The organism is Bradyrhizobium sp. CCGUVB1N3 (assembly GCF_024199925.1).
Classification (GTDB): Bacteria; Pseudomonadota; Alphaproteobacteria; order Rhizobiales; family Xanthobacteraceae; genus Bradyrhizobium.
Genome location: NZ_JANADR010000001.1, coordinates 9,857,598 through 9,882,385 on the forward strand (window position 1 = coordinate 9,857,598; position 24,788 = coordinate 9,882,385).

Consider the following 24,788-nt stretch of genomic DNA (forward strand, 5'->3'; position numbering starts at 1 on the left):
CCCGTGAGCCGAATTGACCGACAGCACCCCGGTATGCGGAGGGAGCCCGACAGCAGCACCAACAGAACGGATCTTGCCTTCGTTGGCTACGGCATCAGCACGACGAAGGCGGTCAAGTTAAGGAAACGAGGCTACACTGTCGCCAGGCTTAAGCAGATGAAGCGGCCCGAACTAAGAAAGCTCCGCCTTAACAAGCTTGCGGTTGACAATATTCTCGGTGATGGCCGCCCGCCGCCGCCCACTAAGAACCTGATCGAGGTATTATACGCCAACCGGTTCACTTGCTGCGTGTGCCGTCGAGAGAACCGGGGAGTCATCGTCCACCACATCAAGAAATGGACAGAATCGCGCGATCACCGCGTGGCGAACTTGTCCGTTCTCTGCACGCTGGATCACGCCAAGGTTCACACCAGGAGTGAGCTGACCCAAAATCTTGATCCGGTCAAGCTGTGCGGCTTCAAGAGGAACTGGGAAGCCCATGTGGCCGAGATGGAGACCCGTGCGATCCTCAATCAGTCACGAGAGCACCACTCAGCGTGGGTTTACTTCAACCATCAGCGCCTCTTCGAGCTCGCTGCCCAGCAGCGCGTGGCGTTTAGAAAGCTGAATGGATTCGCAGTCGCCCGAAGACTGGGGCTGTGCAACAAAGACGGTGTTCTCCTGGTTCGCTCGGAGAATACAGGATGGATGTATAGCGATAGCTACGGCCGCAATCTGTACTCGTACGTCCGCGACGTACTACATGCCGTCCTCAAGAAGCTGACAGTAGCCAATATATCGGATGATCTGGAGCGAGGCGTATTGTCGGCGCTCCTCAGTCCTGGTGACTACATCTTGGTGCAGGGTTTGCATACCTTCGCGAGGCAAAACGAACAAACAGAAGGGCCAGGCCAGACGGTAGATGGCGTGCGAAAGGCGAACAAGGTTATCATCGAATTCACCTTGGACCGGTTTGAGGCTACATCTTCCTCGGCGCATGGGCGGTGGGTTTCCGGGCGCGTGGATGTCAGCAGCATCGTGAGGGTCGGGACAATAACGTCTGAGGCAGGCAAGTTGCGCATACAAGGAACCGTTTTAGCGATCGCCATGGGCTTCTCCGGTCTCAAAACCCGAGAATATTCGACCTTCCCGTATCGGCTAGGCGTTTACCGAGTGGACGATGACTTCGACGAGGACGACGACAACCCGTTTCTCGACGATACGGACAATGACGACTGAGCTATTATTTCTATTTTTTCTCGATGAGGCTGATGGTGTAGTTGGTCTGCTCGATCGTGTCGAATAGAGTCAGCCCTGACTTCTCCAGCAAAAGCTTGAACACGTCGTCCATGTCCTTGTAGGCGTCCATTATTGGCTGATGCGTCAGTGCCTTCTGCCAATCAGCCCTCAGGTTATTTATGATGTCCTCTTGGTCGGGTGTAGCACTCACGACCCTGTTGTAGCAGATCTCGGCGGGCTTTCCGTGGGCAAGAGTGTCCCGCAAATTCTTCATCGCCCGGAAAGAACTCAACGGCCTTGTTTCCCAGACGATCGGCAGTTTGAATGCGTTGAAGACCGTGGCAACTTTGCTCTCGATCGGGTCTCGTTCGACAAACCCCTTAATGCACTTCATGCCGAAGAAGTTGATGTGGGCTTCATTAGTGAAAGCGATCGATACGGCGCAGGCGAGATAGTCGAAGGCAATACCGTCTCGCTGGCCGTCCTCGATCTTCTTCTCAATCTGACGTTTGAACCAGTAAGCGGAATTGGCAAGATGATTGTGGAGGTAGACGTCAGCCTTGCCATCGACCTTTTTCTGAAGTGCTTTGTCCATTTCTCTGCTCTCGCTTTCCTACCAAGCCCGGCTTAGCCGTTTCGGCACAAAACACATAAGCAACCATCACCCCGTCGCGAACTCCGGATTGCCGGCGCTAACGAGCTAGACCACCGGTCCCGAGGAATCCTCCTCCCCAGTAACGTCCCGAGGTTGGTTTTCCGCCCCAGGCAATGTCGCGTCAACTAGATCGGCCGCGAGACTACTTCTTTGACTTATTGCTGGCGACAACGGTTGGCTTGGTTGCAGTCGTCGCAGGCGCCGCAGATGCCGGTATCAAGCTCGTGAGGCCGACGAGCTGAGAGGCACCCGCGAGCGCGTCTTGAGGTGTAGCCGTTACGATATCCGCGTTTGCTTTCACGATCGCATCGATCAGACCGACATAGTTCGGCCGGCGAGCGATGAACACCTCACGGTCAAGTAAATACTGGCGGTATTCCTTTGCGAAATCGAGCACGCTGGTTGGCGCCATGCCCTGAAAGCGAAGGTGCGGCTCACCTTGATCATTATAGCTGTAAAGGTCGGCACGCTTAGGCTTGTAGTATGACGGGTAATAGTCGCGAATGAATCTAAGGCGCTCGGTAGCGCAAGAGTCCCAATAACTGAACGCTTTCGCTTCAGAGTCAGTCAGATTGGCGAGCGCGTGCTCGTCCTTGAGTTTCTTGGCGGCAGCCTGGAGCGCGGGCTGCATCGTGCGAGCTGCGTCGTATATAGCCGCGCCTTCCGTAGCAGAACTGACGCCGTCCGCTATTTTCAGAACGGTGCTCAGCGCACCCAGCATGCCTGCGACTTCTGCGAGATACGCGCTGCTCTTTAGCGTGTCGACATCCTTCTGGATCGTTGTCAGATTGTCGTGGAGGGCCTGGTAGCCAGACGCGATGCCCTTGATTGTTGATCCATACGTCGCGATCGCCTTCAACAGCGCGTCCTTCTCGCGTTCCTTCTTGTTGGCAGCGAGCAGCGCGTCGTAGCCTTTCGGCTTCTTGGCGAACCTCAAATCGAGCTGCTGATAGTTGTAACCGGCCTCAATGAGATAACGATCGTTCGGATCACCACATGAGTAGGTGTGGTTCGAAACAAATTCGAGTTCGTTCGACTTCCGGGCCAGATCCTTCATCAGATCGACCTCAAGATTGTCCTGGGTGGTGAATGCGGCCGAAAAAGCAGAGATGCTGCTTGTGAACCCGGCGCCGTTATCAGTGACACAACCGCCCAGCATGGGCGCTAGTAGAAGAATGCCCCAACGCATTAAAAGTCCCCCTTTGCAATCGGGGAACTCTAGGTGAGGTTGCAGGCGCATAAAGTGAGGCGAAATCCAGCGCGGCGACTTTCCCCGCAATCCACAACCGTCGGATGTGAAGGTTGTGTGAATGCATTCGAGGACACAAAGCTCCTCTTTTCACGCGAGGCGTTTGGCAGCCGAAAATGGCGATCTCGGATCGAGCCGCTCAATAATGTAAACCTCGCGCAACCATCACACGGCGGATATTGTCGAGCGTCGTCAGAACATCGCTACGCTCGCATGCGCCGGCCTCGAATTCCGCCAGAGCGTGCCGCAAGTTGCCGTCGAGGCTGCAAAGCTCGTCTCGCGTCAGGTGCATCAGTTCACTGACCGTCCAGAGCAGCATTGTTTCCTCCATCGCTAGGACCCCGCCAATCGCGGCCTTCGGACGGAGGCCGTTGCGACGGAGGAGGCACGGCGCACCTTTGGCGGAAGCGAAGCGGACGAGCGCGACGCGCTTGCGCACCTGCCGAGGCCGGTGCGATAGGCCGGAAAGGGGCGCGTGGCGCGGTTAACGGAGGAAGTTTGCGTGCGCGGGAGGGTTCAAGAATTGATGCAGCGTGACATCAAGGCGAACTGCTGCGGTCCACGCGACATGATCACGCGGAAGACGCGCCGGCGACTCGTTCAGTCAACGACCAGCCGGCGTTTTGTATAGCGAACTATGTTGGGGATACGCCGATGACAATCAGCGTTGATGACCGAGACCCAATCCCAATTTTTGAGCCTTCTGTCGAAGCGATCCCACAGTCCTTTTCATCTGCTTCGAGATCTTCTCGACCGGCGTCCTTGCCTTCGAATGCTGCTTCAGTAGTTTGATATCAGCCGCAGTGTAGGGCTTGCGAACCGGAGTCTTTTTCTTCTTCGCCACGTTATTCTCCTCAATCGGGCGGGCTACATAGCAGGTCCGATCGCCGAGTAAAATACCCCGCGCGCGTCACCCGCCTTCCTCGATACCGGTTGGCGGGATCGCATGAAATCTGACCGGTCCGTTCAGATCAGATCAGATCAGATCAGATGGAAGCCGTCACCGGCAAGCAGGTGCTCCCATTGGGGCACCTGTGGCACATGACCCAGCTGCGATGGATCGACAAACTCCGTTGAATGGCTCGCGCCAGGACTCGTGTGACCGAGATTCTCCGGATGGTCGAAGCCGGTCAGCAGTGCGAGATTCGGCATGCCGGCAGCAGGGGACGTCAGTTGATCGGCATGGAATACAAACTGATCGCCGATGGTCGTAACGCCTGCCAGTGTGTTGGCGTTGCTGAATTCGTGCGCGGCGTCTTGAAACCCCGGAGGGCCGAAATCCCGGAAATTGAAGGCATCGGAATTGCCATGGCCGGCGACTGTGTCCAGCAGCAAAGTGCCGCCGTTGCCGTCGGGCGCTACAAGCGGGCTGCCCACATTCTGGACGGAGGCAAGATGGATCGTATCGACCGTGGCGCCGTGATCCCTGACGATCAGGTCGCCCGACCCATGCCACCAGTTGAGCGCATAGCCCGCCTGAATTGACGGATCGAACGATAGGCCCGGAAGGTCAACCTCCGTGCTCAGGCCATTGTAGTGCGCGATGGTGCTGCCATTCTGAGCCGTGACCACCGTATCGGTGATGACGGTGTCGTGCGATCCCACCAGCTTGTAGGTATCGCCGCTCTGGATATGAACGATATCGTCGTTGCCGACGATGGTGGCGCCGGTCACGCCCGCATTCAGATAGATCGTGGCATGCGAGGCGTTGATGGTATCGCCGGAGCCGGCAACAATGATCGTATCGTTGCGGCCGCCGTCGTTGATCGTGAGACCGGCTGTTGCATTGGTCGTGAATGTATAGCTTGTCGGCGAACTCTCGAGACTGACGGTCTTGATGCCGGTGATGTTCGAGCCCATGGCCATGGTGCCGCCGCCGGTGACATCCAGCAGGTTGCTCCCAGTGCTGCCATGAAGGGTGGCACCGATGGTGGCGGCCGTTACATGGAAGGTATCGTTGCCGTTGCCGCCATTGACCGTCTCGGCGGTACTGCCGAGGAACACATCGTCATTGCCGGAGCCGAGATTGATGGTGTCGCTGTCATTGGCACCGTGGATGGTTATGCCCGGATTCTTCGCGCCGGCCGCCGCCGACGCCACATTGACAGTGGCGCTCAACCCGTCGCGCAGATAGAGCGTTTGCCAGGCACTGCCGGCTCCTTCCTGCGCCGTCATGGTCTGGATATCGGTCAGCGTAGCAGGGGCGTGCAGGTCAAATGTCCCGCCTCCCTGCAGCGCGAGCGTATTGTGTCCGTCCGGACCGCCATCGATCTTATCGCCGGCATTGAGCGTGCCGTTGGTGGCAACAATCACATTGTTACCCGCTCCGCCATGCACGGTATCGGCTTTGTTCGTCGGGCTGTAGGTCTGGCCGACATTGACGACAATGGTGATGGTCTGGTCGGCGAGTGCGCTGGAATAGCCGCTTGCGTTCGAGCCTGTTGAGTGGAGAGTCATGGTTTCCGTGTAGGTGCCAGCCGCGGTGGCCTTGAAGCTGACCGTCGGCGCGGTGTCGGACTGACCGGCGGCAAGGCCGCTGAAGGCCGAAAGCCCGGTCAGCGTAAAGCCGCTGGCTGCCGGAGCCGAGAAGCTGCCGGACAGAAAGTCAGATGGTCCCGCAACATCGTTCAGGACGCCGAGATTGAAGCGTGCGGTATCGGGAGCCTGGACACTTGCCGGACCGAGATCGAGCGTCAATGTCGAATGATTGCCGTTCTGGACCAGCGTACCGCCGCCCGAGATCTCCCGGATCGCGGCCTTGGCATAGTTGTTGACGGTGGGATTCACCGAAACCGTCTGCTGACCGAGGCTGGTGGTGCCGAGACCATCAATGCCGCTGCCGTCGCTGGCAAGCGCAACTGTAACCGCACCCGATACAACGCCGGCTGCGGCAGTCGAGAAATGTGCGGTGATGGTTGAACTGCTCGCCTGTGCGGCGATGTCCCCGGTCGTGCCGCTGGCCGTTATGTTGCCGCTTGTGCCGGCAACGCTGGCGACGAGGTTTTCGGAATAGCCGTCATTGGCAGCCGAGTTCTTGACTGTGAAAGTCTCATTGCCCGCATCGCCCACATGGACAATCAGATTGCCGGGCGCCGTGATGGAAGCTGCGGCCTCGCGATAGACTGTGCCCGAGACCTGAAGCGCTTGAGCCGGCAATGCCGTGACGCCGTTGCTGTCGATGCCGGTACCGTCGGATGACAGCAGGAGCGTGACCGCTCCGCTCTTTGTGCCGACCGTGGCCGTGTCGATGCCGACGGTGATATCGGTCGCATCGGTTTTGCCGGCGGCCAGTTGCGAGAAGGAACCATTGGCGGTGGCTGCACCCGACACGGACCCGATCGAAGCATCGAGCGCTTCGGCGGGAGCCGTTGCGCTGTTGGTCAGGCTAACAGCTTCGCTGGCTGTAGCGCCAACATGGATATTCCCGAAGTTGATCACAGGTGGCGCGTTCAGGGTCGCCTGGGCCAGCGAAGTTGTAACCATCGCATCGATTTGCGATGACGTCAGAGACGCGCCATCGGCAAACTGGATACTGCTGATCTTGTACTGATCACCCAGAAAGTAGTTCTGAATGGTGATCGGGTCACTGGCGATTGTCAGGACAAGGTCATTGCCGGATTTCGAGAATGTGACCTGTGATTCTACCACGCCAGCGATAGGCTGAAATGTCGCAAAATCGAATCCAGACAGGAATCGAATAGTGGATTGTCCACTATCCGTGTGAAGATTGTTGATTGTGTAATTTGAAGTGGCCGGCTGGCCGATGAAGACATAACTGTCATTGCCGCCATTACCCTGCAGCGTGGCGTTGCCTGTCCCAACAAAGAACGTGTCGTCACCCGTGCCCCCGGTCATGGTGTCAGCACCAGAGCCGCCAACCATAAAATCACCACCGCTACCGGCGGTCAGCACATCATTGCCCGATCCGGCAAATAGCGAATCGTGGGCACCGTTCCCCGCAGTCAAAAAGTCATTGCCGGTACTGCTGGCTGTTAGCGTCTCACCAGCGGCATTGTTACCGATCAACGTGGTGCCACCAGCGGCCGTCGCTGTGAGGTTGATGGCAGCGGTCGATTTGGATGAGAGATCATAGGTTCCAGTCGTCGTGGCGAAAATAGTGCCGCCGCCGACGATGTTAGGTATCGAACCGAATTGACTGGCGGTGAGATCGACGGCATTGCTGGCGACAAGCAACGTTTGCCCAGAGGTGGGATTTGGGCTCCAAGTCGTACCATCTGAAAATTCGATCGCGCTGATCTGATTGTTTGTGCCGCCAAATTCATTCTGGACTGTTATTGTGTTCCCGCCAACAGTCAGTACCAGGTCACTTCCCGATTGCGAGAGCACGACCTGCGACGGCAAGATGCCTGCTTCAAACTGAATGATGGATTGAATTGAGTTTGGATTTTGGTTGGTGATAAGAGTATTTCCAAATCCCGGCGCAAACTTGTACGTGTTGTCGCCTTCGCCGCCCTGGATTGTTGCGCCCCCTGCGCCAACGACAAAGGTATTGTCGCCGATGGCGCCCGTGGCATTTAGCGTATCGCCGCCGCCCGAGCCTGCAATGAGAATGTTGTTGCCGAAGCTATTGCTGACGTCGAGGAAGTCTGTCCCGGTCGTTGTCTTGCTGGCATCCAGCGTGTTGTCGCCAAAACTGCCACTCGCATTCAGGCTATAGCCACCACCTGATCCGGTGATGACCTGGTTGTTGCCATCGCTGTCGCTCGCGTCGAGATAATCTCCGCCGCTGCTTCGGCTCGCGTCGAGAACGTTGTCGCCGAAGCTGTTCGCCGCGTTCAACCCCTGGCCTGCCGTCGCGCCAGCTATCAAGTGATTGTCGCCAAAGCTGTTGCTGACATCGGCAACAGCGCCGCTGCCTGTTCGCTTGGATGCGTCGAGCGTATTATTACCCGAGCTTCCGCTGGCAATCAGATAGTCGCTGTCGCCGGCTCCGGCGACAAGCGTATCGTTACCTCCAGAGCTTGCGGTCAGATACTCGTTCCCGACATTGTCGCCAATCAGTGTCGTACCGTTATCGGACGCTGCGACTACCGTGAGCGGGGTATTTCCGGCCTTACCCTCAAAATTATAGATGCCGCCGACCACGGCCTCGATCGTGCCGCCGCCCTGAATCGAGCTGAAACTGCTGAGTTGGGAAGGTGCCAGCGATACCGAACCCGACATCTGTAGCGTCTGGACGCCCGAAATCGAAATGCCTGAAATATCCCCGTGCGCGTATAGAATGTTGCCATCGCCATGACCTTCGATCACAGAACCTGCTGCCGGGTTTCCGGCCGCGCCTGAAAGCGTAGGGCCGACATGATAGGGGATGCCTACTATGTCGACGCCAACAGCGAAGATGTCGCCGCCGGTGCCGCCGACCATTGTATCCACGCCGTCGCCAGCGATAAGGTTGGCATGCGTCTGATTGCCTGCAATCAAAGTATCATTGCCGAACAGGCTGGCGGTAAGATTGCGGGTCTCGTCGTTTCCAACGAGCTTTGTGCCGCTCCAGTCGCTGGCGAGCATATCGCCGCCCGAAAGAAGGGGATTCTTAGTCGTCAAATCGAATACGCCACCAGTTGCTGCAACGATGGTCCCAGCGCCGACGCTCGAAAAGCTGTTGAATTGGGCAGCCGTCAATTGGACGGTGCCACTGCCATCCAGCTCCTGTATACCGCTGATGTTAGAGCTGGCCCCGGTTGTTTGGACAGCGCCCCGCGAAAATTAAGTGGATTCCTGCCGGGTTATGCTGAAGGCGGGGCTTTACGATTTTGCTGTGGCGTCGGGAGGGCGTAAGCCCGACCAGAGCCGCAGCAAAATCGTTGGCGACGATCATGCGGCCGTCACCATCGTTTGCGCGCCGAAGTAAGCCTCGTCGGGCGTGCGTTCGTCAAGGCTCGAGTGAGGACGTCCTCGGTTGTAGAACGCCAGATATTTGGAAATCGATGCTCGCGCCTCGAGCACGCTGTCGTAAGCACGCAGATAGACTTCCTCGTATTTGACAGTGCGCCACAGCCGCTCGACGAACACGTTGTCGCGCCAGGCACCCTTGCCGTCCATGCTGATGGCGATGTTCGCGTCCAGCAGCACGCCGGTGAAGTCGAGGCTGGTGAACTGGCTACCCTGATCCGTGTTGAAGATCTCGGGCCTGCCGTGCTTCGCCAACGCCTCCTGGAGCGCTTCGACGCAGAATATCGTCTCCATCGTGATCGATACGCGATGGACCAACACCCGTCGGCTGAACACATCGACGACCGCCGCGAGGTAGACGAATCCACGTCGCATCGGAATGTAGCTGATGTCCATTGCCCAGACCTGGTTCGGCCGCTCGATCTTCAATCCGCGCAATAGGTACGGGTAGATCTTGTGGCCCGGTGCGGGCTTGCTCGTGTTCGGACGGCGATAGATCGCCTCGATCCCCATGCGCTTCATCAGCGTCGCGACGTGGCGGCGGCCAATCTGCATGCCCTCACGCTGCAACAGCGATCGCAGCATGCGCGCCCCTGCGAAGGGATAATCGAGGTGCAGCTCATCGAGCCGGCGCATCAAGACAAGGTCCTCGGCCGAAACCGGCCGAGGTTCATAGTAAACCGTACTGCGGGCAAGGTTCAGGACCTTCGCCTGGCGCACGACAGACAGATCATGGTCGCGGTCGATCATCGCTTTGCGCTCAGCAGGCCCGCCTTGGTGAGCGCGCCGGACAAAAAATCGTTCTCCAACGCAAGCTCGCCGATCTTGGCATGTAACGCCTTCAAATCGACCGGCGCCTCGGCCGGTCCGTTGTCCTGCCCAAACACTCCGGCGGCGCCTTCCAGGAGTTGGGTCTTCCAGGTCGTGATCTGGTTCGGATGGACATCAAACAATTGCGCCAGCTCGGCCAACGTCTTCTCCCCCTTCACGGCCGCCAAAGCCACCTTTGCCTTGAATGCCGGAGAATGCGTCCGGCGACTCCTCTTCGTCATCTTCGCTCCTGATTCGCGGCAAGAAGCCTCGCCGCTCTCAGGCAGAAAATCCACTCAAGCTACTGTCCGAATTTGCGGAGCCAGCTCTGTTGTCCTGCGAGAGATCGCCGGTAGCTCTTAGAATATTATCAGCCTGAAGTGTGGTGAGGACGTTGTTGACGGTGGCCTGAACGGTTGCCTGTCCCGCGATTACGGCGCCCGCGGCAGAATTGCCGTAGGGGCTCAAATCATAAAATACCTGAGCTGTCGTACTGCTGTTCGGCACAACAACCGAGGGGTTGACGGTATAGGCGGCGCCGGTGGGATGAAGAAATTCGTCGTGAGTTTCGTTGAGCTGGGCAGCGTTCCAGGCCACGCCAAGATCGTTGAGATAGCTCAACAGCGCTGCTTCAGCCGTAGAACCGTCTGCGGGAGCCGATAGATTGATAGAACCGTTGGTGCTTACAGGGATCTGAAACCCATCCGCGAGCGTTACATGTCCCGCACCTGAGCTGTTGATAGTCAGCGATCCGACGTCTATGGGATCATTGTAGGTAAGCGCACCGGTGAACGTGTTAGTCGCTACGTCATATGTTGCATCCTCGACGGTCGCCGCGACTGTAATCGGAGACCTATCGGTGAAGTTGAAGGACGTCGAAACCAACGTGTTCGCCAAGTCGTATGTTTGGTTTGTGCTGATCAGGTCTCCGGAATTGTCGGCATATTGAATAACCTGCTTCCCGACATTCGGGCTGTAGATAACCGCCGTCCCGCTGCCGCCATCTGCTCCGTTGATGGTGATCGCTTCGCCGAGAGCAGCATCGTAAATTTCAAGATTGCCGGCCCCGACTTGGTCGCTGAGAGCGGTCGGTGCCGTCACGGCGCCAAACGTCCAACTAGCGCTCGATGAAAAAGATGGAAGCTTCAAATACTGGCTCGTTGGCAACGCAGCGGCGGTAAGAGCCTTGATGTCAATGAAATGGGCATTTACGAGCGCATTCCACTGAGGTTGAAGACCCGCCGCTAGAACGCCGGCGCTTCCGGCAAAAAATCCAGCAAGTATTGCCGCCGAATCTCTTGTGCCTAACCCGAGCTGTATGTTGAAGTCTTGAAAGTAGGTTGCGTCCTGCAGCTCAGTGGTTGCGAACAGTGTTCCGCCCCAGATCGCGTTGTCAAGGTGTGCGGTTGGATGAGCGTCCTTGATGACTTGCAGCCCGGCACCAGCATCAACGGCCACAATATTGTGGATGGAGAAGCTGTTTGGACCGCTGGAATCGTCGAAGACAAAATTGTTCTTTGAAAGGGTTTTGAAAACGGTCAGCGCTATTGTGTTTGACGAAGTTTGCAGATCGTCCGAGGTGATCGTAGCGCCCTGAGCCAACGCAGCGGCGGCAGTATAGTCCCAGATGAACGTTCCTTGCGCGCTCGGATTCCATTTTTCGCCATTTACAAGCGGCGCCTGCTCGAACCACGCGAGCGTGGCTACGTTGATGTTACCGTTTGCAGCTAGGTCACTATAGATATCATTGTATGCTGCTATGTAGTTGACATTATTCTGGCCAGGATTTCCCAGCCCGTCTGACCCGAGTGCAAGATTGATAGCAGCTTGAGTGGCCGCACTGAGTACCAGCTGGGTCATTTTTCGCTCTCGTTGGTGGTAAAGGACTCTATTAGGGCTCGAATACCTTGGTCGATCTGCTCGGCGTTTTTGATTTGGTCGAGATCGATGCGATAGAAGAGAGCGCCGCCATTCGACAGCAAAGACTCCGTGCTGCAAACAGCTCCAATCTTTCCGCTATTCTCGTAATAGCTGCAGTCGATAATGAGCGTGTGGCGGGACGTCCTCTTTCGATAGATATCGCGCCGCCTGCCGCCCGCCCCCCATTGGTACAATTCGAAACCCGACGGCCCCTCTCTTAGAGCTGGAGGAGAGATCTGTTTTGTCATGTTCTTAAATAGGTCGTCATCAGACAAACGCCCCCCGGCCTGAATCCAAAATTCGACGGGAATGCAACCTGGCGGCCAGTAGGCCCGCGGCTCTGTCAGACACTGCCTTGTCTGTTCAGTTAGAGGAAGGAAACCGGGGAAAGTGACTTTGATGTCAACCAGGCCGTTCTGGGGTCCGCCGCTCCAGTTTGGCATGGAAACGATATAGTTTCTGGGCACCACGTAGTTCACATCGGCAACGCTGAACGAAACCAGCGTCTGGTCTGGTGACGGCTCATCCTTCAAAACTTGCGACCTGTTCCGAACCTCGTCGTATTTTGGATCGTCGCTTAGCTTAGGCGCAGAGGAGGATGGCGGAGCTAGACGCCGATTGTCTTCAGCAAACGCGGATGTGATGCACAGAACAAGCGAGACGAGAGCAACGCTGGTCCGAAGCAATTTTGGAAACTTCGTGACAGACAAATCTCTCATTGACGCTCGGCGACCTGCCGCTGTGTACTTCCTCCAGATGGAGTTAGAGTCCGGTCCACAGAAGGACGGACAGATGAAGCGAGCAAGGTTGTCGGCCGCAATCGAACGCGACGTCTCTCCGATGAGACCGAGAAGCACAGCGAGGAGTGCCAAAACGTATCTCGCTTGAAGCTTCTTATACATGAAAACACCAAGAATGGTCACACGACTGACGGCTCATCCTCAACAACTTCAGGGTGCAAGCAAGCGCGAAATTACTTTCGCCGTCACGACGCCGATAGGGGAATGTTTGGTAACGGTCCCGCGCCTAACGATTTTCGGCAATAACTTGGAACGCTGACGCAGCGCATCTGCTTGATCTTCAACCACATGCAGCAAGTAAGGACGGCATGACAGCGGGATGACCCTGAAGCGCCGCAGCTTGGGTGCTTGGCCGACCGTCCTCAATAGAAGCGACTAGTTGAGGCTTGGAACGTCACCGTGCAGGAGATGACGGTAGCCATGCTCGGTCATCCATACCGCACGTGCCAGATGACTTTCATAAGCCTGCCGCGCGCGGCCCGGCTCACGGACCGGGTCGATGTGCAGAACGATTTGTGAAACTCGGCGCCAATCAACACCTTCGGCGTCTGCGTCGAGGAGGCGCAAATAAGTGACCAGATGTGCCCAGTCGTAGGGTGTCAGCATGCAATCGTTGGGGGCTGTATCGGCAACATCGGGATCAATAGCCGGTCTCTTCATCAGAGCCTCGAACTTGGTCAGGTGATCGGCGCGATCGTAGCGAGGTGAAGGCACGTGCATAGACTCAAAAAGCGCATCACGTGTTGCTCCCCACGCACCACCAAATTTGTGAAACTGGAAAATCCTTCTCCTGGAACGCGCTCTGCGCGTACATTTCTTTCATGAAGCATTGTTTTGCCGCTGCCGCGACCTGCTCTTAGGGCGCCGCCCTCGGCGCGGCGCAAGGGCAGGCCCTGAAGGGTTTTGGCTCCCCCGCGCGAGCGCGGTCCCCCCCAAAAAAGTTGCCGAAGGCAACTTCCTTCGGCCCTTGCGCCTTGCACACCCGCTGCTCGCCGCGAGGCAGAGGTTCATGGCGGCTTTTTGCCGCGCAGAACCTCAGCCACAAGGACAAAATCATGAGCAACCGAAAGAACATTCCTGCCGAAGCCCGCAACATCGTCGTGGTGCCGCTCGGAAAATTGAAGAAGTCGCCGAAGAATGTGCGCAAGACGCCGCACACCGAAGGTGAGATCACGGCACTCGCCGCCAGCATCGCCTCGGTCGGCATGCTGCAATATCCGGTCGTCGAGCCTGAGCTTGGCCCCAAGAACAAGCCGACCGGGAACTATCTGGTCAATGCCGGTGAGGGCCGTCGTCTCGCGCAATTGCTGCGGGCCAAACGCAAGGAGATCAAGAAGGACGAGCCGATCATTTGCATTGTCGATACCACGCACAATGCAACCGAAATCAGCCTCGCCGAGAACACCATCCGCAGCAACATGCATCCCGCTGATGAGTACGAAGCCTTTGCCGAGTTGAACCAGAAGGAGGGCATGAGCGTCGAGGATATCGCGGGCCGCTATGGCGTCACCCCTGCCGTCGTCAAGCAGCGGTTGAAGCTCGGTGCGGTCAGCCCAGCCCTGCTCACACTCTACCGCGAAGGCGCGATGAATCTCGACCAGCTGACCGCCTTCACTATCACCGACGACCATGCACGGCAGGAACAGGTCTGGGCCGAACTCGGCTGGAACAAGAATCGTCCCGCTATCCTGCGGGCTCTGACCGAAGGACAGGTGTCGACCGATGACCGGCGCGTAGCCTTCGTCGGTCTCGACGCCTACGAGGCGGCAGGCGGTACCGTCACCCGCGATCTGTTCGATGAGGAGGACGGCGGTTACCTGACCGATGCGCCCCTGCTCAACCGCCTTGTGCGCGAGAAGCTTCAGCGCGTCGCTGAGAGTGTCGTGGCCGAAGGCTGGAAATGGGTGGAGGTTGAGGTCGAGTACGACTATCAGCGTTCGGCGGCCATGGCGACCATCGACACGGTTGCCCGGACACTCAGCGATGACGAACAGCAACAACTTTCTGCCTTGCAGGACGAATTGGAGCTGGCCAGCAACGCCGCCGAGCAGGACGATGCTTCGGAGGACGCGTACGCCGACATCGAACGTCTCGAAAGCGAGATCGCCAAGCTCACCGAAGAGGCTTTCGTTCCCGAGGACATTGCACGCGCCGGTGCGTTTGTTGCTCTGGGCAACAACGGCGAAGCTCGCATCGAGCGCGGCTATCTGCGGCCCGAGGACGTGCCCCACGAGGAAGGCGAGGGCGACGGGGACGGCAAGACCGCACCGCTAGCCGCCAAAGCGGCGGATGGTCTGTCGGCGGCGCTGACTGCCGAACTGACGGCTTACCGAACGGCGGGCCTGCAAAACGATTTGGCGCAAGCCCCCGAGCTGGCGTTGATCGCGGTCACCCATGCTGTGGCGGCCAAGGCGTTCTATCGTTTCAACGACCTGTCCTGCCTCGGGCTTTCCCTCAGCGCGATCTCGCTTTCAGGTGTTGCCTCGGGCATCGCAGAGAGCGTTGCGGGTCAGGCGATTGCCGAGCGTCACGCGGCGTGGAAAGCGAGGATGCCGGAGGATGGCGAAGCGCTTTGGGTGTTCGTCTCTTCCCTTGCCATGGACGAACTGCTGGCCCTGCTCGCCCATTGCGCGTCGCTGTCCCTCGATGCGGTGCAGCGGTCTAATGGCGGTTCAGGCCGCACCGCGCTGGCCCATGCCGGCACGCTGGCAAAGGCGATGCCGCACGACATGACCCGTTATTGGCAGCCGACCGTTGCCAACTATCTCGGGCGTGTCAGCAAGGAGCGCATTCTAGAGGCTGTGCGCGAGGGAAGGGGAGAGGACGAGGCCCGGCTAATCGCTGGTCTCATGAAGCAGGCCATGGCCGAGCGCGCTGAAGAGCTTCTGAACGGCAAGGGCTGGTTGCCGTCGGTACTGCGGCCCACCGCTCAGGAGAAGCCAGAGTAGGATAGGCAATAATGCGGCCAAGTGGGGCACAGCGGCAGCGCAGTGTCCCACGAAGTCGATCCCCGCATTAGAATTTCTTCCGTCTGACAGCGCAGTGAATCGGATCGAACACAAACTTCTTATGGTAAGTGACGCTCAGCACGCCTGTGTAGCGGTCAAGAGTATGGGTGTGTTCGGTATCGCCAAATTCAATCCTGGAGTCAGCGACCCGCACATACTGCACCGTCTCGTATTTCTGACCGGCTCGCCCGGCGACCATGGCAATCGCACTCTCGTCGGTCTGCGAGACGACGGTGCCATTGTGATAGTGCGACGATCCGTACTGGACGTCCGCCCGGCTCGCCGGAATATCGAGGTTCGCGATGTCGCCGTTGGCCGCTTTGCACAGCAATTGAAGTCCGCTGAAATCGGAAGGCACCGCTTCGGGTGACTCTTTGTCGAGCGCCTGCATCTGCTTCAAAAATTCCTTCGCTTTTTCATTGCCCTGGTCGGCAGCTTTTCTGAGCCATTGCTGGGCCGCTGCATGATCGCGCGTCACGCCCCAGCCCATTTCATAGTAGCTGCCGACAATCAGTTGAGCCTCGTCATATCCTTGTTCGGCTGCTTGGAGATGCCAATTGAGCGACTCTTTATAGTCCTTTGCCACACCCCAGCCGTTTCCGTACAAGAGGCCAACCGTATAAAGTCCGATGGCAGAATTTTGCGCGGCCGCCTTGCGGGCCCAACTCATGGATTGTGCGTAGTCTTTGGGAACGCCAGCACCGCCTCGGTACATGGTCGCCAGCAACTCCTGGGCACGAACATCGCCTTGATCCGCGGCCCTGCGGGCCCAAAGCGCGGCTTGCGCAAAATCCCGCTTAGTACCATCACCATTGAAATACTGGTACGCGAGGTGAACCTGAGCGCCCAAAAATCCCGCTTCGGCCGCGCGGCGGCACCATGACAATGCCTGAGCGCGATCTCCGCGCGATACGAGGTCGTCGCACTTGGCATTCACGTCAGCGCCGAGCGCCGAGGGTGAGGTAGTCTGCGCGGCAACCTGGCCGAAGCTTGCCGCACCTGTCAGAAGCGAGCAAGCGATAATGACTGAAATTGGTCGGGGCTTCTTGAGCGTCGGGAATGCGAGGATGGGCGGGCGTTTGAACCCGTAAGCTACGTTTTGTTTCAAGCTGCCAAAATGCTGTTGAAATTGGCCTTCAAGAAACGTTAGACTCAGGCGCTAAATTTCCAGAGTGCACGCGCTCTCGCAGTAAATATGGGGACTTCCGTGCTGAAACAAAACGTAGCTTACGGTTTCGGCCGGAGGTTCGATGCAACAGCGCGCGGGCGGCTCACAATTCAGCCTTTTTGGTCCCTCGGGTGAGCGTAAGTACCTGAATGACGCCGAGCGGCGGCGGTTTATCCGAGCAGCCGGACGAGCGTGCACCGAAGTCCGGCTTTTCTGTCTGACCCTCTTTTACAGCGGTGGCCGTATCTCCGAAATTCTGGCTCTCTCGGCCGTCTCCATCGACCTCGATAGCCGCGTCGCCACGATCCGCACCCTGAAGCGTCGCAAGCCGGGTGTCGTCCGGCAGGTGCCGCTCCCGCGCAGCCACGTCCAAGAGCTCAATCGAGCTTTCGGCATCCGCCGCCGACAGCGTGATCCGCTGGGAGCGACCACACGCCTCTGGCGCTGGAGCCGGACCACGGCCTGGCGGCGCGTCAAGGAAGTAATGGCGAGGGCTGGCGTCAGCTATACGGCGGCAATGCCAAAGGGCCTGCGGCACGGCTTCGGCGTCAACGCCAGCGCCAGATTTGTGCCGCAGCATCTGATCCAGCGCTGGCTAGGTCACTCATCGCCGAAGACGACCGCCATCTATTGCGATGTCTGCGGTCCGGACGAGCGAACCTTTGCCGTCCGAATGTGGCGGTCGGCCAAACATCGATGAAGGCAGCGGCCAACAATATTTTCAGCGCGCAATACAAGACAATTCGGTCGTCGAACTGCTCCAATGTGTAGTCTGGGTTGGACCTGACCGGAGCGGCCAACATGCGTCATGACCCTCAGCACGAAATCTGGAATCCGTTTTGCGAACGTGTCGATGGCTTGTCTCCCTCGGAGCGGGTCGAGAGCGAGCGGGCTGCGGCCTGGACGTTGTACGCGCGCGGAGGTGGGGGCGATCCAAAGTTCTTTGACTATCAGAGCTACATTAAGCAGGCCGAGCGGGAACGCTAAGACGTTCCCGCTTGCTTTGAGATGAGTTTTTCATGACTGTAAAACTCGCTCGATCAGTCGCGACGTTTCAGCGACGGTATGCGCAAGCTGCGCCTTGTCGCGTTGGTCGAGGTCACTGCGGCACACCCTGACGAGCAATGGCAGTAGCGCGCTGAAAAGTACATGCAGCTTCACGAGCGGTTCTTCTACATCGTTCCATGATCGCTTCTGCTGCGTCCAGTATTTCGCCCGAACCGCATACATCCAGATCGCCCAGCGCGATCCAACCTTGAAGGCGGGCGTCGTCGCCTTGGTCTCCAGCTCATGGTACATGCTCCTGACGTCACGAGGATCAGTTGTTCCCCGCAGCTTCAGCGTGATCGCCTCAACGCCGATCACCTGCGCCTGCGCGAGCGGTGGCAGATCGAGCAGATGAAAGCTGTCGATACCTGCCGGCGCGGAAACGCGCCGGGATGACGATGCAGAGTTAGTGCGTTCGTTCATTGTCGGCTCCTACATTAACGGCTGGGTGATCGAAGGGACGAGGGGGTTTTTCCGAGGGCGGCCACGGCCTCTGCGAGGCGCGGGCTGGACTGGTTCTTCAGCGAGGGAGGCGAGAGGTGATGCCGCTCCGCTCGCGTTCGCCGGCGGAATGGCGGCACCACCTGACGGGCTCGGCTCGTCGTCATCGGGATTGCCGTTCAGCTCGACAGCCAGGCGGCGCGCTGAGTCCGCGGAATGCCGCAGCACGTCGCGGTAGAGGTTAACGGCGAGTTTGGTCGGAGGGCTCGCAAGAGCGAGGATCAAAATCCAGGCCTCTAAAGCCAGCCCGACGAAGTCGGTGATCCCAACTCCCGCCGCGACAACGGAATCCTTCGCCGCCGCATTTTTCAAGGCCGTCAGGCCGGCTAAGAGGCCTGATGGCGGCTTCGTGTAATGCGGATCGGATTCCGCGCGAACGCGTACGTCCGCATTGCGATTGGCCTCACGGAGCCTGTAGGCTTGATCGGAGGCCGAGGCTCTCACTTCCGCCGCCTTGATCCTGATATCGATGCTACCTAGTGTTTCGGTGTTTGCTTCACGGGCCGCCGAAAGACTTGCCTGCTGTTTCGCGTTCGAGCGCCCCACACCGCCGGACAGTTGCGTCTCCCGTTTGACGAGCGTACCTCGCTGCGCATTGAGTTCGGCCAGATCCTTGGCGTCCCGATCGCGGGTATCACGCGCCACCTTCAGTTCAGCGTCGACGGCTTTGGTGTGGAAAGCCAGGATAGGCGCGTTTTGGTTCGCAACCAAGGACGAGAGCTCTGCTTGAATTTCAGATCGGAAAAAGACCTGAGCGGTTAGCGTACCTGCGATAATGGCGACCGCCATTCCAACGCTGGCTTTCGAGAGCAAAAGCACCCACCACCCGACATCGTCAGCGCCATGGGGAAGCTTGAGCCCCATCTTGCGGAGCTGCCGATTGCCCTGAGCGTACAGGCCGCGCAGATTGACAAACGCGTCCATGCGAATGCAGAGAAGATAGGCGAGACCAAAAGCCACGACGATCGGCATTGCATCAAACTCGCCGGGCGTTCCGAACGTCGTCTCTCCGGCGATCGCCATCGTGCCGAAGCAATAGAAGAAAGCTCCAGTTTGCGCCGCCGCGCGGTTGCGTAAGGCCGAGATATCTGCGGTGGTAGCGTAGAGGTCTTGGATCTCTGTCCCGATTCCGCTTTTACTTATCAAGAACCGGGTAAGGCCGCCGGTTCTGACTGGTTGGTCCGAGTCCATGAAATATTCTCCTTCGTTTCAGAGCATGAGAATCCTCTGCGGTGGTCGCGGTACGATCGCCGGTTTTGTATCGTGGAAGTTTTGGATGGGATGCGGCGCGGCGGCCCTAGGGTGGCGCTCTACAACGTTTCATACGGGCGAACTCCATCGTGCGCGCGCAACACTGCTTGCGCGCATTGTTCAGATGCGATCAGGGAGACAAGCATGGACGTTACGGCATCGTTCGCGCACGATGTCGGTCGTGTTTACTGTCCGGCGATTTCAGAGGGCCGGTTCGGTTATGCGGTTAAGCGTAGCCAATTGTCTGCATAAGACCGAAGGTCCGAAGTCATTGGGCTCTCGCACAATCTGGCGACAAGTACTTGGCGTAAACGTTCAGAATGGCGCCTCCCGCGACGAACAAGGGCAGGAGCAGCCGAGTCAGAAACCACAGATTGAGATAAGCAAGATCAAGGAGAGCCATGCCAATCGCGAAAATGTAGAAGCCAACGACAGCACCCTTCCCAGCAGCGTAGAGCATCGCCAGCGGTAGCAGTTCGTGTCGCCTGTATGCGGTGCGGCACACCATCAAGAATGTGAAAGCCGCGAAAATGAGCAAAGAGAGTCTCGCGCCGGGAGTTGTGGCGAAAACTTCCTGGTGGTATTGGAATAAGTAGTGATGGTCGATGGCCCACAACAGACACACCGCGATGAGCGCCCCGACAGTTGCTTGACCACGATATATGGCAAAGCGCTCCTTCTTGCTCATGATGACGCCGCCATTCGCTAAGGCAAGATGTTGTGGAGAGGCAAACCGTAGCCACCAATCGGCCGCTAGGGCCGAGGTGAACTGGACGGCGCACGATGAAAGTGCCCTGGTGACGCTACGCCCTGTCGAGCGGTGCTGCTCATACATATCATGCAGACAGACGAGAGTTTCGTCGGCACGGTCGGCCGACAGGGCGCTGCACAGACCGTTCACCGTGGCTTGAAATGCTCGTTGCAACAAATTCATCGCGCGCTCCCTTCACTTCTTCGCGGAGACCAAGGTCAGCGAATGGATCGCCTCACTCGTTCTGTTAGCTTCGATCAGCGCGGCTCGACCGATGTTCGTTAGCTTATAATAGACGCGTGCCTTTCCGCCGCGCTCAGGCAGGGGATCTCCCTTGCGGCGGCTGATGAATTGCTTTTTGACCGCACGATCCAGCGTTGGGTAAAGCGTGCCAAGTGTGACAGCAAAACGCTTGTCGGAAAGGACTTCCTGGATTTCGGCGGTCGACAATTCTCCGCCCTTTGCGATCTGCAACGCTAGCAACAGCGCCTGCTCTGTACGACCCATGATCGTTATCCCTTGTTATACGTTGTAAGGAATATCGACATGATGTTCGAATTGTGGCGAGCGTTCTCGATTACGAAAGATTCGGGCCGCCCTTCTTCGGTGTAGGGCGCGGCACGGGGGGGCTTCGATCAGACATATCCTGAAGAGCCGCGCGTTGACGATCTGCCTCTTCGACAGCTACTAGGCCCTTGGGTGAAAGCGAGTAATAGACATTTGCTTTGCCGCCCCGCACAGGTGCTGGATCGCCCCGTCGCCGAACCACCAATTCGCCCTCAAGCATTCGGTCGAGCGTTGGGTAAATCGTCCCCATTGGTGGCTTGGGAAGATAACGACCGATTAGTTCGGCAATCTCCGTCGGGGTCGCGCCATTCTCCATAACCTTGAGAGCAACGAGGATGCGTTCTGCTTGCGACCCTAACAATCACCGACGGTCGCGCTGATGCGAATTCGCGGGCGAAGCGTTTTGATGCGCTGGTGCGTCGGCATTCGTGTTCACGTCACTCCTTTCGTCTTGGTCTGCCAATCTTGTTAAGCCTTAAGCCCCAAGTTTAGACGTTCGTCCGAGATTTATGCAAATGCATTAAATACTTTCGGCAAACTTGGGCTTAAGCGCTTGGTGCGCAACGGAATGCTCAAAAGCGAAGATGTGGTTTGCGCGTCACCTCGGCTTGGAGCACATCGCGTCGGAAAGGATAGGAATGTTTTGTAATCGCCCCCCTCAAGTCGGATTGCGCGCTAGAATGTTGAAATGGTTCATCCGCCACCATACTCGCCGCCGTCGGTCGCATTCGATACACAACTGGCGGACATTTTGCTGGACGAGCAATTGCAAGCCCCTGCCGATGTCAGCTTGAGTGCTGCGTCGGTCGGGAGTCGTAGCCCGTTCGAGGGCTACTCACGGGTGTTGACGCCCGAGGGTGGCATCCTCATCCACTACACGGATCTCAACCTCAGTTGGCCGTTGAAGTGCATTCGTGTTGCCTTGTGCCTTGCGGTGACCACGTTGGGCGGCTGGCTGATAGTTCCCGCTGACGATGATTTCTTGTCGGCGCCGGTGCTCGGCGTCCTTGCGGCGACGGCTCTGATCGACTGGCTGATCCTCCGCTTCAAGATCAGGGCACGACACAGTGTTGAAGTCCGCCCCGACTGCATGATCATCGATGGCAAGGACGTATTCTTTGCTGAAGACATCGGCGAGAATCATCCCCAGCTGCAAGACGCGCCAGGAGAGCCCAACCAGAAGAATATCTGCGCGACTGTCGGAACCCGCTTCGTGAAGTTGATGACCGCCAATCCGAGCGACGACAACGACCGTACCCCCGACATACTTGCGGCGCATCTCAAAGAGGCCATCGAGCAACTTTGGACGCGCCGCGAGGTGACCTTTCCCGAGGTCTACTGACCAGGCAAACGGAATTGGCCAGGCTTCTGGTGCGTCATGTCTCGCGCCGCACGCAGCACCTGTCTGCGGATCGTGTCGACATCCTCATGCTCCAGCCGCAATGCGGCTGCCGGCGGCATGCCGGCCATGAGCAAAATCTGGCTTTGACGTTCACGCGAAAACGCACTGTGCAACTCGAACGGCTCGATCAGCTTACCAAGCCGACTCTCGATGTAACGCAAGGTCTCGCCATCACCATTGGCGAAGAACTGCAACAGGCCCGCATTGCCAAGTATGGTTTCCCAACCAGTCTTATAGTGGGCTTGCAGTTGCGTCAGATTTTGCAGGATCGCCCACAGCTTGACGCCAAATTCGGGGAAGTAGGCGGCTGCATGCTCCATATATTGCATATGGCCGAGCGTCGCGAACTCCTCCATCAGAAACAAGATGGGCGTACGGTCGCGTGGATAAGGCCCCATGCGCTCCAGTACGATACAGCACATTTGCACAATCAAGCGCAGCCACCTTGCGTGCGGCTCGACACGCGCCACAGGTAGGCAGAGAAAGATTGTCGTCGGCCGGTCGCTCCTCAGGGCATCCAGCCTGAAATCCGAACGCAGCAATGTCCGGCGCAACAAGAGACTGTCGAGAAAGTCGGTATGCGTTGCCGCTGTCGAGAAAATATTTCCGCGCTCGCCCTCAGGCATATTGAGAAACCGGTCACCAATCGCAGCAGCAATGCCGCCGAACCGCGGCCCCAGCGCCTTCATGCGCCGGAGCAGGAATTCCAGAGCCTGTGCATTGGCCGAGAAGTTTTTGCGACGTTTATCCGTCGCCTCGTCGGCAGCTTCCCTGGCGGCCACCATTCGGGCCCCTTCAACGAGGGGAGGATAGCTGAGGCATAGCAGTTCGCGCACCGTGACGAGGTTGCGCTCATCAGGCTCAAGCGCCAGAACGAGAAGAATGACACCAATGATCAGCTTTCGTGCGCTGTCGTTCCAATGCCTTGATCTCGGATCGCCATCGTCCGGCACCAAAGCGTTGGCAATCAAAGCCACATCGTCGACGATGGCGAGATTGTCGGGATCAAGCGCGCTCAACGGATTGAACGAGGAGCTCGGTTCACCCGACTGCCCAAAGGGGTCGAGGATATGCACCTGGTGCCCGAGGGCGCGCCTATAGAGGGCCAGATGGCTGATGCCACCTTTTGGATCAAGCACCAGCGTCGAGCCCGGATAGAGATAGAGGTTCGGCTCAATCACCGTGGATGTCTTGCCAGAACGAGATTGCGCAAACGTCACCAGAGGCCTGTCATCCATATGCCCGAGATATTGCCCCGCAAACTTTCCGAGCATGATTTGGCCGGGCACGAACCGGTGCCGCAGCAATTCGCCTGGTGACATCCAGAAATTGACACGCTCGCGATCAGGCTTTAGCCGCGGCAGCAATACGCCGCGCGGCAGTGCCCGCCCAAAGAGTTCCTGACCGCGATGATCGAGGCCCGTCAGTGATGCATGATTGGTGAGCACTATGCGCTTCGTCGGCACGCGATATTTCTGACGTTCGCTTCTGAGCCAATCCCACATCATTCTCTCCATATTGCAGGTTCGGTGGCTCAATCCTAACGCGGGTTTGTCAGCGGCCTCTCGTAAAGTCTCGTAGGGCGGATGAGATCTTAGTGTCCGACCGAAAAATAAGTTGAGTGATATCAGCGAGTTCTGATTCCATTGGTGTTGCGAAGCATCAAAGGGATCGAGAATGTGGACTGATATCACTCGGGCACAGTTTGCCCGAGAGGAGCTGCGTTTGCCAAGCGACTTGACGGATGCGGAATGGGTCGTGCTGGAGAGGTTGCTTCCTGTGCGGGCCAAGCGCGGGCGGCGCCCGAAATGGAGCTATCGGGACATCGTCGAGGCAGTGCTCTATCTGCTGCGCGGCGGGTTGCCGTGGCGCATGCTGCCGCCCACTCTGTTTCCACCAATGACCACGGTGCAGTACTATTTCTACCAATGGCGGGACAGCGGATTGTGGCAATCGATCAACCACGCACTCCTGATGCTGGCGCGCGAGGCGATCGGCCGGGAGGCCTCGCCGACGGCTGGTGTGATCGACAGCCAATCGGTCAAGACCACCGAAGGTGGCGGCCCTCGCGGCTACGACGCGGGGAAGAAGATCAAGGGTCGAAAGCGCCACATCGTCACCGACACCCAAGGGCTCCTGGTCGGCGCGATCGTTCACGCTGCCGACGTCCAGGATCGCGATGGCGCGCCAGATGTCCTGTGCAGCATTCGCTACCGCTTCCCCTGGCTGCGCCATATCTTCGCCGATGGCGGCTATGCCGGCGGAAAGCTCAAGGCGGTGCTGGGAAAGATCGGCCGGTGGACTGTCGAGATCATCAAGCGCTCCGATGCCGCACAGGGCTTCGAGGTGCTTCCGCGCCGCTGGGTGGTCGAACGAACCTTCGCCTGGCTCGGCCGCAACCGCAGATTGGCCAAGGACTTCGAGCGAACCATCGAAAGCGCAACTGCCTGGCTCTTCCTCGCCTCCGTCCAACTCATGACAAGGCGCATCGCAGCCATAAAAACAGCAATGCAATTTTGAGTCAGACT

20 protein-coding genes are annotated in these 24,788 nt (G+C 58.1%); 5 read left to right on the top strand and 15 right to left on the bottom strand.

The window, feature by feature from the left end; genetic code table 11:
• Positions 1 to 3: 3 nt before the first annotated feature.
• A complete protein-coding gene (locus NLM33_RS46610; RefSeq protein WP_254105590.1) occupies positions 4 to 1,218 on the top strand; it encodes an HNH endonuclease signature motif containing protein in 1,215 nt (404 codons plus the stop codon).
• Between the two features lie 10 nt (positions 1,219 to 1,228).
• Here NLM33_RS46610 and NLM33_RS46615 read toward each other — a convergent pair whose 3' ends face one another.
• From NLM33_RS46615 to NLM33_RS46655, 9 genes are all read right to left on the bottom strand, one after another.
• Complete coding sequence (locus tag NLM33_RS46615; protein WP_254105591.1) at positions 1,229 to 1,813, bottom strand: hypothetical protein; 585 nt, start codon at positions 1,811 to 1,813, stop codon at positions 1,229 to 1,231.
• Between the two features lie 202 nt (positions 1,814 to 2,015).
• Positions 2,016 to 3,062 (bottom strand): hypothetical protein, encoded by a 1,047-nt coding sequence (locus NLM33_RS46620; RefSeq protein ID WP_254105592.1) that lies wholly within the window; start codon positions 3,060 to 3,062, stop codon positions 2,016 to 2,018.
• 199 nt (positions 3,063 to 3,261) lie between these two features.
• Entirely contained in the window at positions 3,262 to 3,441 is a 180-nt protein-coding gene (locus NLM33_RS46625; protein ID WP_254105593.1) for a hypothetical protein, read from the bottom strand.
• A gap of 342 nt (positions 3,442 to 3,783) precedes the next feature.
• Positions 3,784 to 3,966 (bottom strand): hypothetical protein, encoded by a 183-nt coding sequence (locus NLM33_RS46630; RefSeq protein WP_254105594.1) that lies wholly within the window; start codon positions 3,964 to 3,966, stop codon positions 3,784 to 3,786.
• A gap of 137 nt (positions 3,967 to 4,103) precedes the next feature.
• Positions 4,104 to 8,765, bottom strand: coding sequence for an S-layer family protein (locus NLM33_RS46635; protein WP_254105595.1), 4,662 nt, complete (start codon positions 8,763 to 8,765; stop codon positions 4,104 to 4,106).
• Positions 8,766 to 8,957: 192 nt separating this feature from the next.
• Positions 8,958 to 10,087 (bottom strand): IS3 family transposase gene (locus tag NLM33_RS46640; protein ID WP_254095161.1). Its coding sequence is split into 2 segments (ribosomal slippage): positions 8,958 to 9,835 and positions 9,835 to 10,087, totalling 1,131 coding nucleotides; the frame shifts between segments, so codons are not numbered across the junction.
• A 37-nt stretch (positions 10,088 to 10,124) separates the two neighbouring features.
• Positions 10,125 to 11,705 (bottom strand): hypothetical protein, encoded by a 1,581-nt coding sequence (locus NLM33_RS46645; RefSeq protein WP_254105596.1) that lies wholly within the window; start codon positions 11,703 to 11,705, stop codon positions 10,125 to 10,127.
• Entirely contained in the window at positions 11,702 to 12,298 is a 597-nt protein-coding gene (locus NLM33_RS46650) for a hypothetical protein (RefSeq protein WP_254105597.1), read from the bottom strand. The genes NLM33_RS46645 and NLM33_RS46650 overlap by 4 nt, the downstream gene beginning before the upstream one ends.
• Positions 12,299 to 12,940: 642 nt before the next feature.
• Positions 12,941 to 13,285, bottom strand: a complete 345-nt coding sequence (locus NLM33_RS46655) for a DNA -binding domain-containing protein (RefSeq protein ID WP_371930096.1) — start codon at positions 13,283 to 13,285, stop codon at positions 12,941 to 12,943.
• 380 nt (positions 13,286 to 13,665) lie between these two features.
• On the opposite strand from NLM33_RS46655, the gene NLM33_RS46660 reads away from it, so the two are divergent.
• Positions 13,666 to 15,513: a ParB/RepB/Spo0J family partition protein gene (locus NLM33_RS46660; RefSeq protein ID WP_254105599.1), complete on the top strand. Its 1,848-nt coding sequence runs from the start codon at positions 13,666 to 13,668 to the stop codon at positions 15,511 to 15,513.
• A gap of 67 nt (positions 15,514 to 15,580) precedes the next feature.
• On the opposite strand, the gene NLM33_RS46665 is transcribed toward NLM33_RS46660, so the two are convergent.
• The gene (locus tag NLM33_RS46665; RefSeq protein ID WP_254105600.1) at positions 15,581 to 16,681 is read right to left on the bottom strand and encodes a tetratricopeptide repeat protein; all 1,101 of its coding nucleotides are present in this window, start codon (positions 16,679 to 16,681) and stop codon (positions 15,581 to 15,583) included.
• 142 nt (positions 16,682 to 16,823) lie between these two features.
• Here NLM33_RS46665 and NLM33_RS46670 point away from each other — a divergent pair, with 142 nt between their 5' ends.
• Positions 16,824 to 17,441 carry a site-specific integrase gene (locus NLM33_RS46670; RefSeq protein ID WP_254105601.1) on the top strand — a complete coding sequence of 206 codons (618 nt, stop codon included), beginning with the start codon at positions 16,824 to 16,826 and terminating at the stop codon, positions 17,439 to 17,441.
• A 317-nt stretch (positions 17,442 to 17,758) separates the two neighbouring features.
• Here the strand turns inward: NLM33_RS46670 and NLM33_RS46675 are convergent, their stop codons facing one another.
• The 4 genes from NLM33_RS46675 to NLM33_RS46690 form a co-directional block, all read right to left on the bottom strand.
• On the bottom strand, positions 17,759 to 18,211 hold the full coding sequence (locus tag NLM33_RS46675; RefSeq protein WP_254105602.1) for a hypothetical protein: 453 nt from the start codon (positions 18,209 to 18,211) through the stop codon (positions 17,759 to 17,761).
• Positions 18,212 to 18,220: 9 nt separating this feature from the next.
• Entirely contained in the window at positions 18,221 to 19,480 is a 1,260-nt protein-coding gene (locus tag NLM33_RS46680; RefSeq protein WP_254105603.1) for a DUF4407 domain-containing protein, read from the bottom strand.
• Between the two features lie 328 nt (positions 19,481 to 19,808).
• Positions 19,809 to 20,474, bottom strand: a complete 666-nt coding sequence (locus NLM33_RS46685; protein WP_254105604.1) for a hypothetical protein — start codon at positions 20,472 to 20,474, stop codon at positions 19,809 to 19,811.
• A gap of 12 nt (positions 20,475 to 20,486) precedes the next feature.
• On the bottom strand, positions 20,487 to 20,798 hold the full coding sequence (locus NLM33_RS46690; protein WP_254105605.1) for a PadR family transcriptional regulator: 312 nt from the start codon (positions 20,796 to 20,798) through the stop codon (positions 20,487 to 20,489).
• Positions 20,799 to 21,546: 748 nt separating this feature from the next.
• Here NLM33_RS46690 and NLM33_RS46695 point away from each other — a divergent pair.
• The gene (locus NLM33_RS46695) at positions 21,547 to 22,200 is read left to right on the top strand and encodes a hypothetical protein (RefSeq protein WP_254105606.1); all 654 of its coding nucleotides are present in this window, start codon (positions 21,547 to 21,549) and stop codon (positions 22,198 to 22,200) included.
• Here the strand turns inward: NLM33_RS46695 and NLM33_RS46700 are convergent.
• Positions 22,194 to 23,765, bottom strand: coding sequence for a type IV secretory system conjugative DNA transfer family protein (locus tag NLM33_RS46700; protein WP_254105607.1), 1,572 nt, complete (start codon positions 23,763 to 23,765; stop codon positions 22,194 to 22,196). The two genes, NLM33_RS46695 and NLM33_RS46700, sit on opposite strands and share 7 nt — an antisense overlap.
• A 172-nt stretch (positions 23,766 to 23,937) precedes the next feature.
• Between NLM33_RS46700 and NLM33_RS46705 the strand changes: the two genes are divergently transcribed.
• The gene (locus NLM33_RS46705; RefSeq protein ID WP_254099474.1) at positions 23,938 to 24,780 is read left to right on the top strand and encodes an IS5 family transposase; all 843 of its coding nucleotides are present in this window, start codon (positions 23,938 to 23,940) and stop codon (positions 24,778 to 24,780) included.
• The last annotated feature ends 8 nt before the right edge of the window (positions 24,781 to 24,788 follow it).

Coding starts and splice junctions, on each gene's coding strand:
- NLM33_RS46615 (WP_254105591.1), bottom strand. CDS start 1,813: ATGGACAAAGCACTTCAGAAAAAGGTCGATGGCAAGGCTGACGTCTAC.
- NLM33_RS46620 (WP_254105592.1), bottom strand. CDS start 3,062: ATGCGTTGGGGCATTCTTCTACTAGCGCCCATGCTGGGCGGTTGTGTC.
- NLM33_RS46625 (WP_254105593.1), bottom strand. CDS start 3,441: ATGCTGCTCTGGACGGTCAGTGAACTGATGCACCTGACGCGAGACGAG.
- NLM33_RS46645 (WP_254105596.1), bottom strand. CDS start 11,705: ATGACCCAGCTGGTACTCAGTGCGGCCACTCAAGCTGCTATCAATCTT.
- NLM33_RS46655 (WP_371930096.1), bottom strand. CDS start 13,285: ATGCACGTGCCTTCACCTCGCTACGATCGCGCCGATCACCTGACCAAG.
- NLM33_RS46670 (WP_254105601.1), top strand. CDS start 16,824: ATGCAACAGCGCGCGGGCGGCTCACAATTCAGCCTTTTTGGTCCCTCG.
- NLM33_RS46675 (WP_254105602.1), bottom strand. CDS start 18,211: ATGAACGAACGCACTAACTCTGCATCGTCATCCCGGCGCGTTTCCGCG.
- NLM33_RS46680 (WP_254105603.1), bottom strand. CDS start 19,480: ATGGACTCGGACCAACCAGTCAGAACCGGCGGCCTTACCCGGTTCTTG.
- NLM33_RS46685 (WP_254105604.1), bottom strand. CDS start 20,474: ATGAATTTGTTGCAACGAGCATTTCAAGCCACGGTGAACGGTCTGTGC.
- NLM33_RS46690 (WP_254105605.1), bottom strand. CDS start 20,798: ATGGGTCGTACAGAGCAGGCGCTGTTGCTAGCGTTGCAGATCGCAAAG.
- NLM33_RS46695 (WP_254105606.1), top strand. CDS start 21,547: ATGGTTCATCCGCCACCATACTCGCCGCCGTCGGTCGCATTCGATACA.
- NLM33_RS46700 (WP_254105607.1), bottom strand. CDS start 23,765: ATGTGGGATTGGCTCAGAAGCGAACGTCAGAAATATCGCGTGCCGACG.
- NLM33_RS46705 (WP_254099474.1), top strand. CDS start 23,938: ATGTGGACTGATATCACTCGGGCACAGTTTGCCCGAGAGGAGCTGCGT.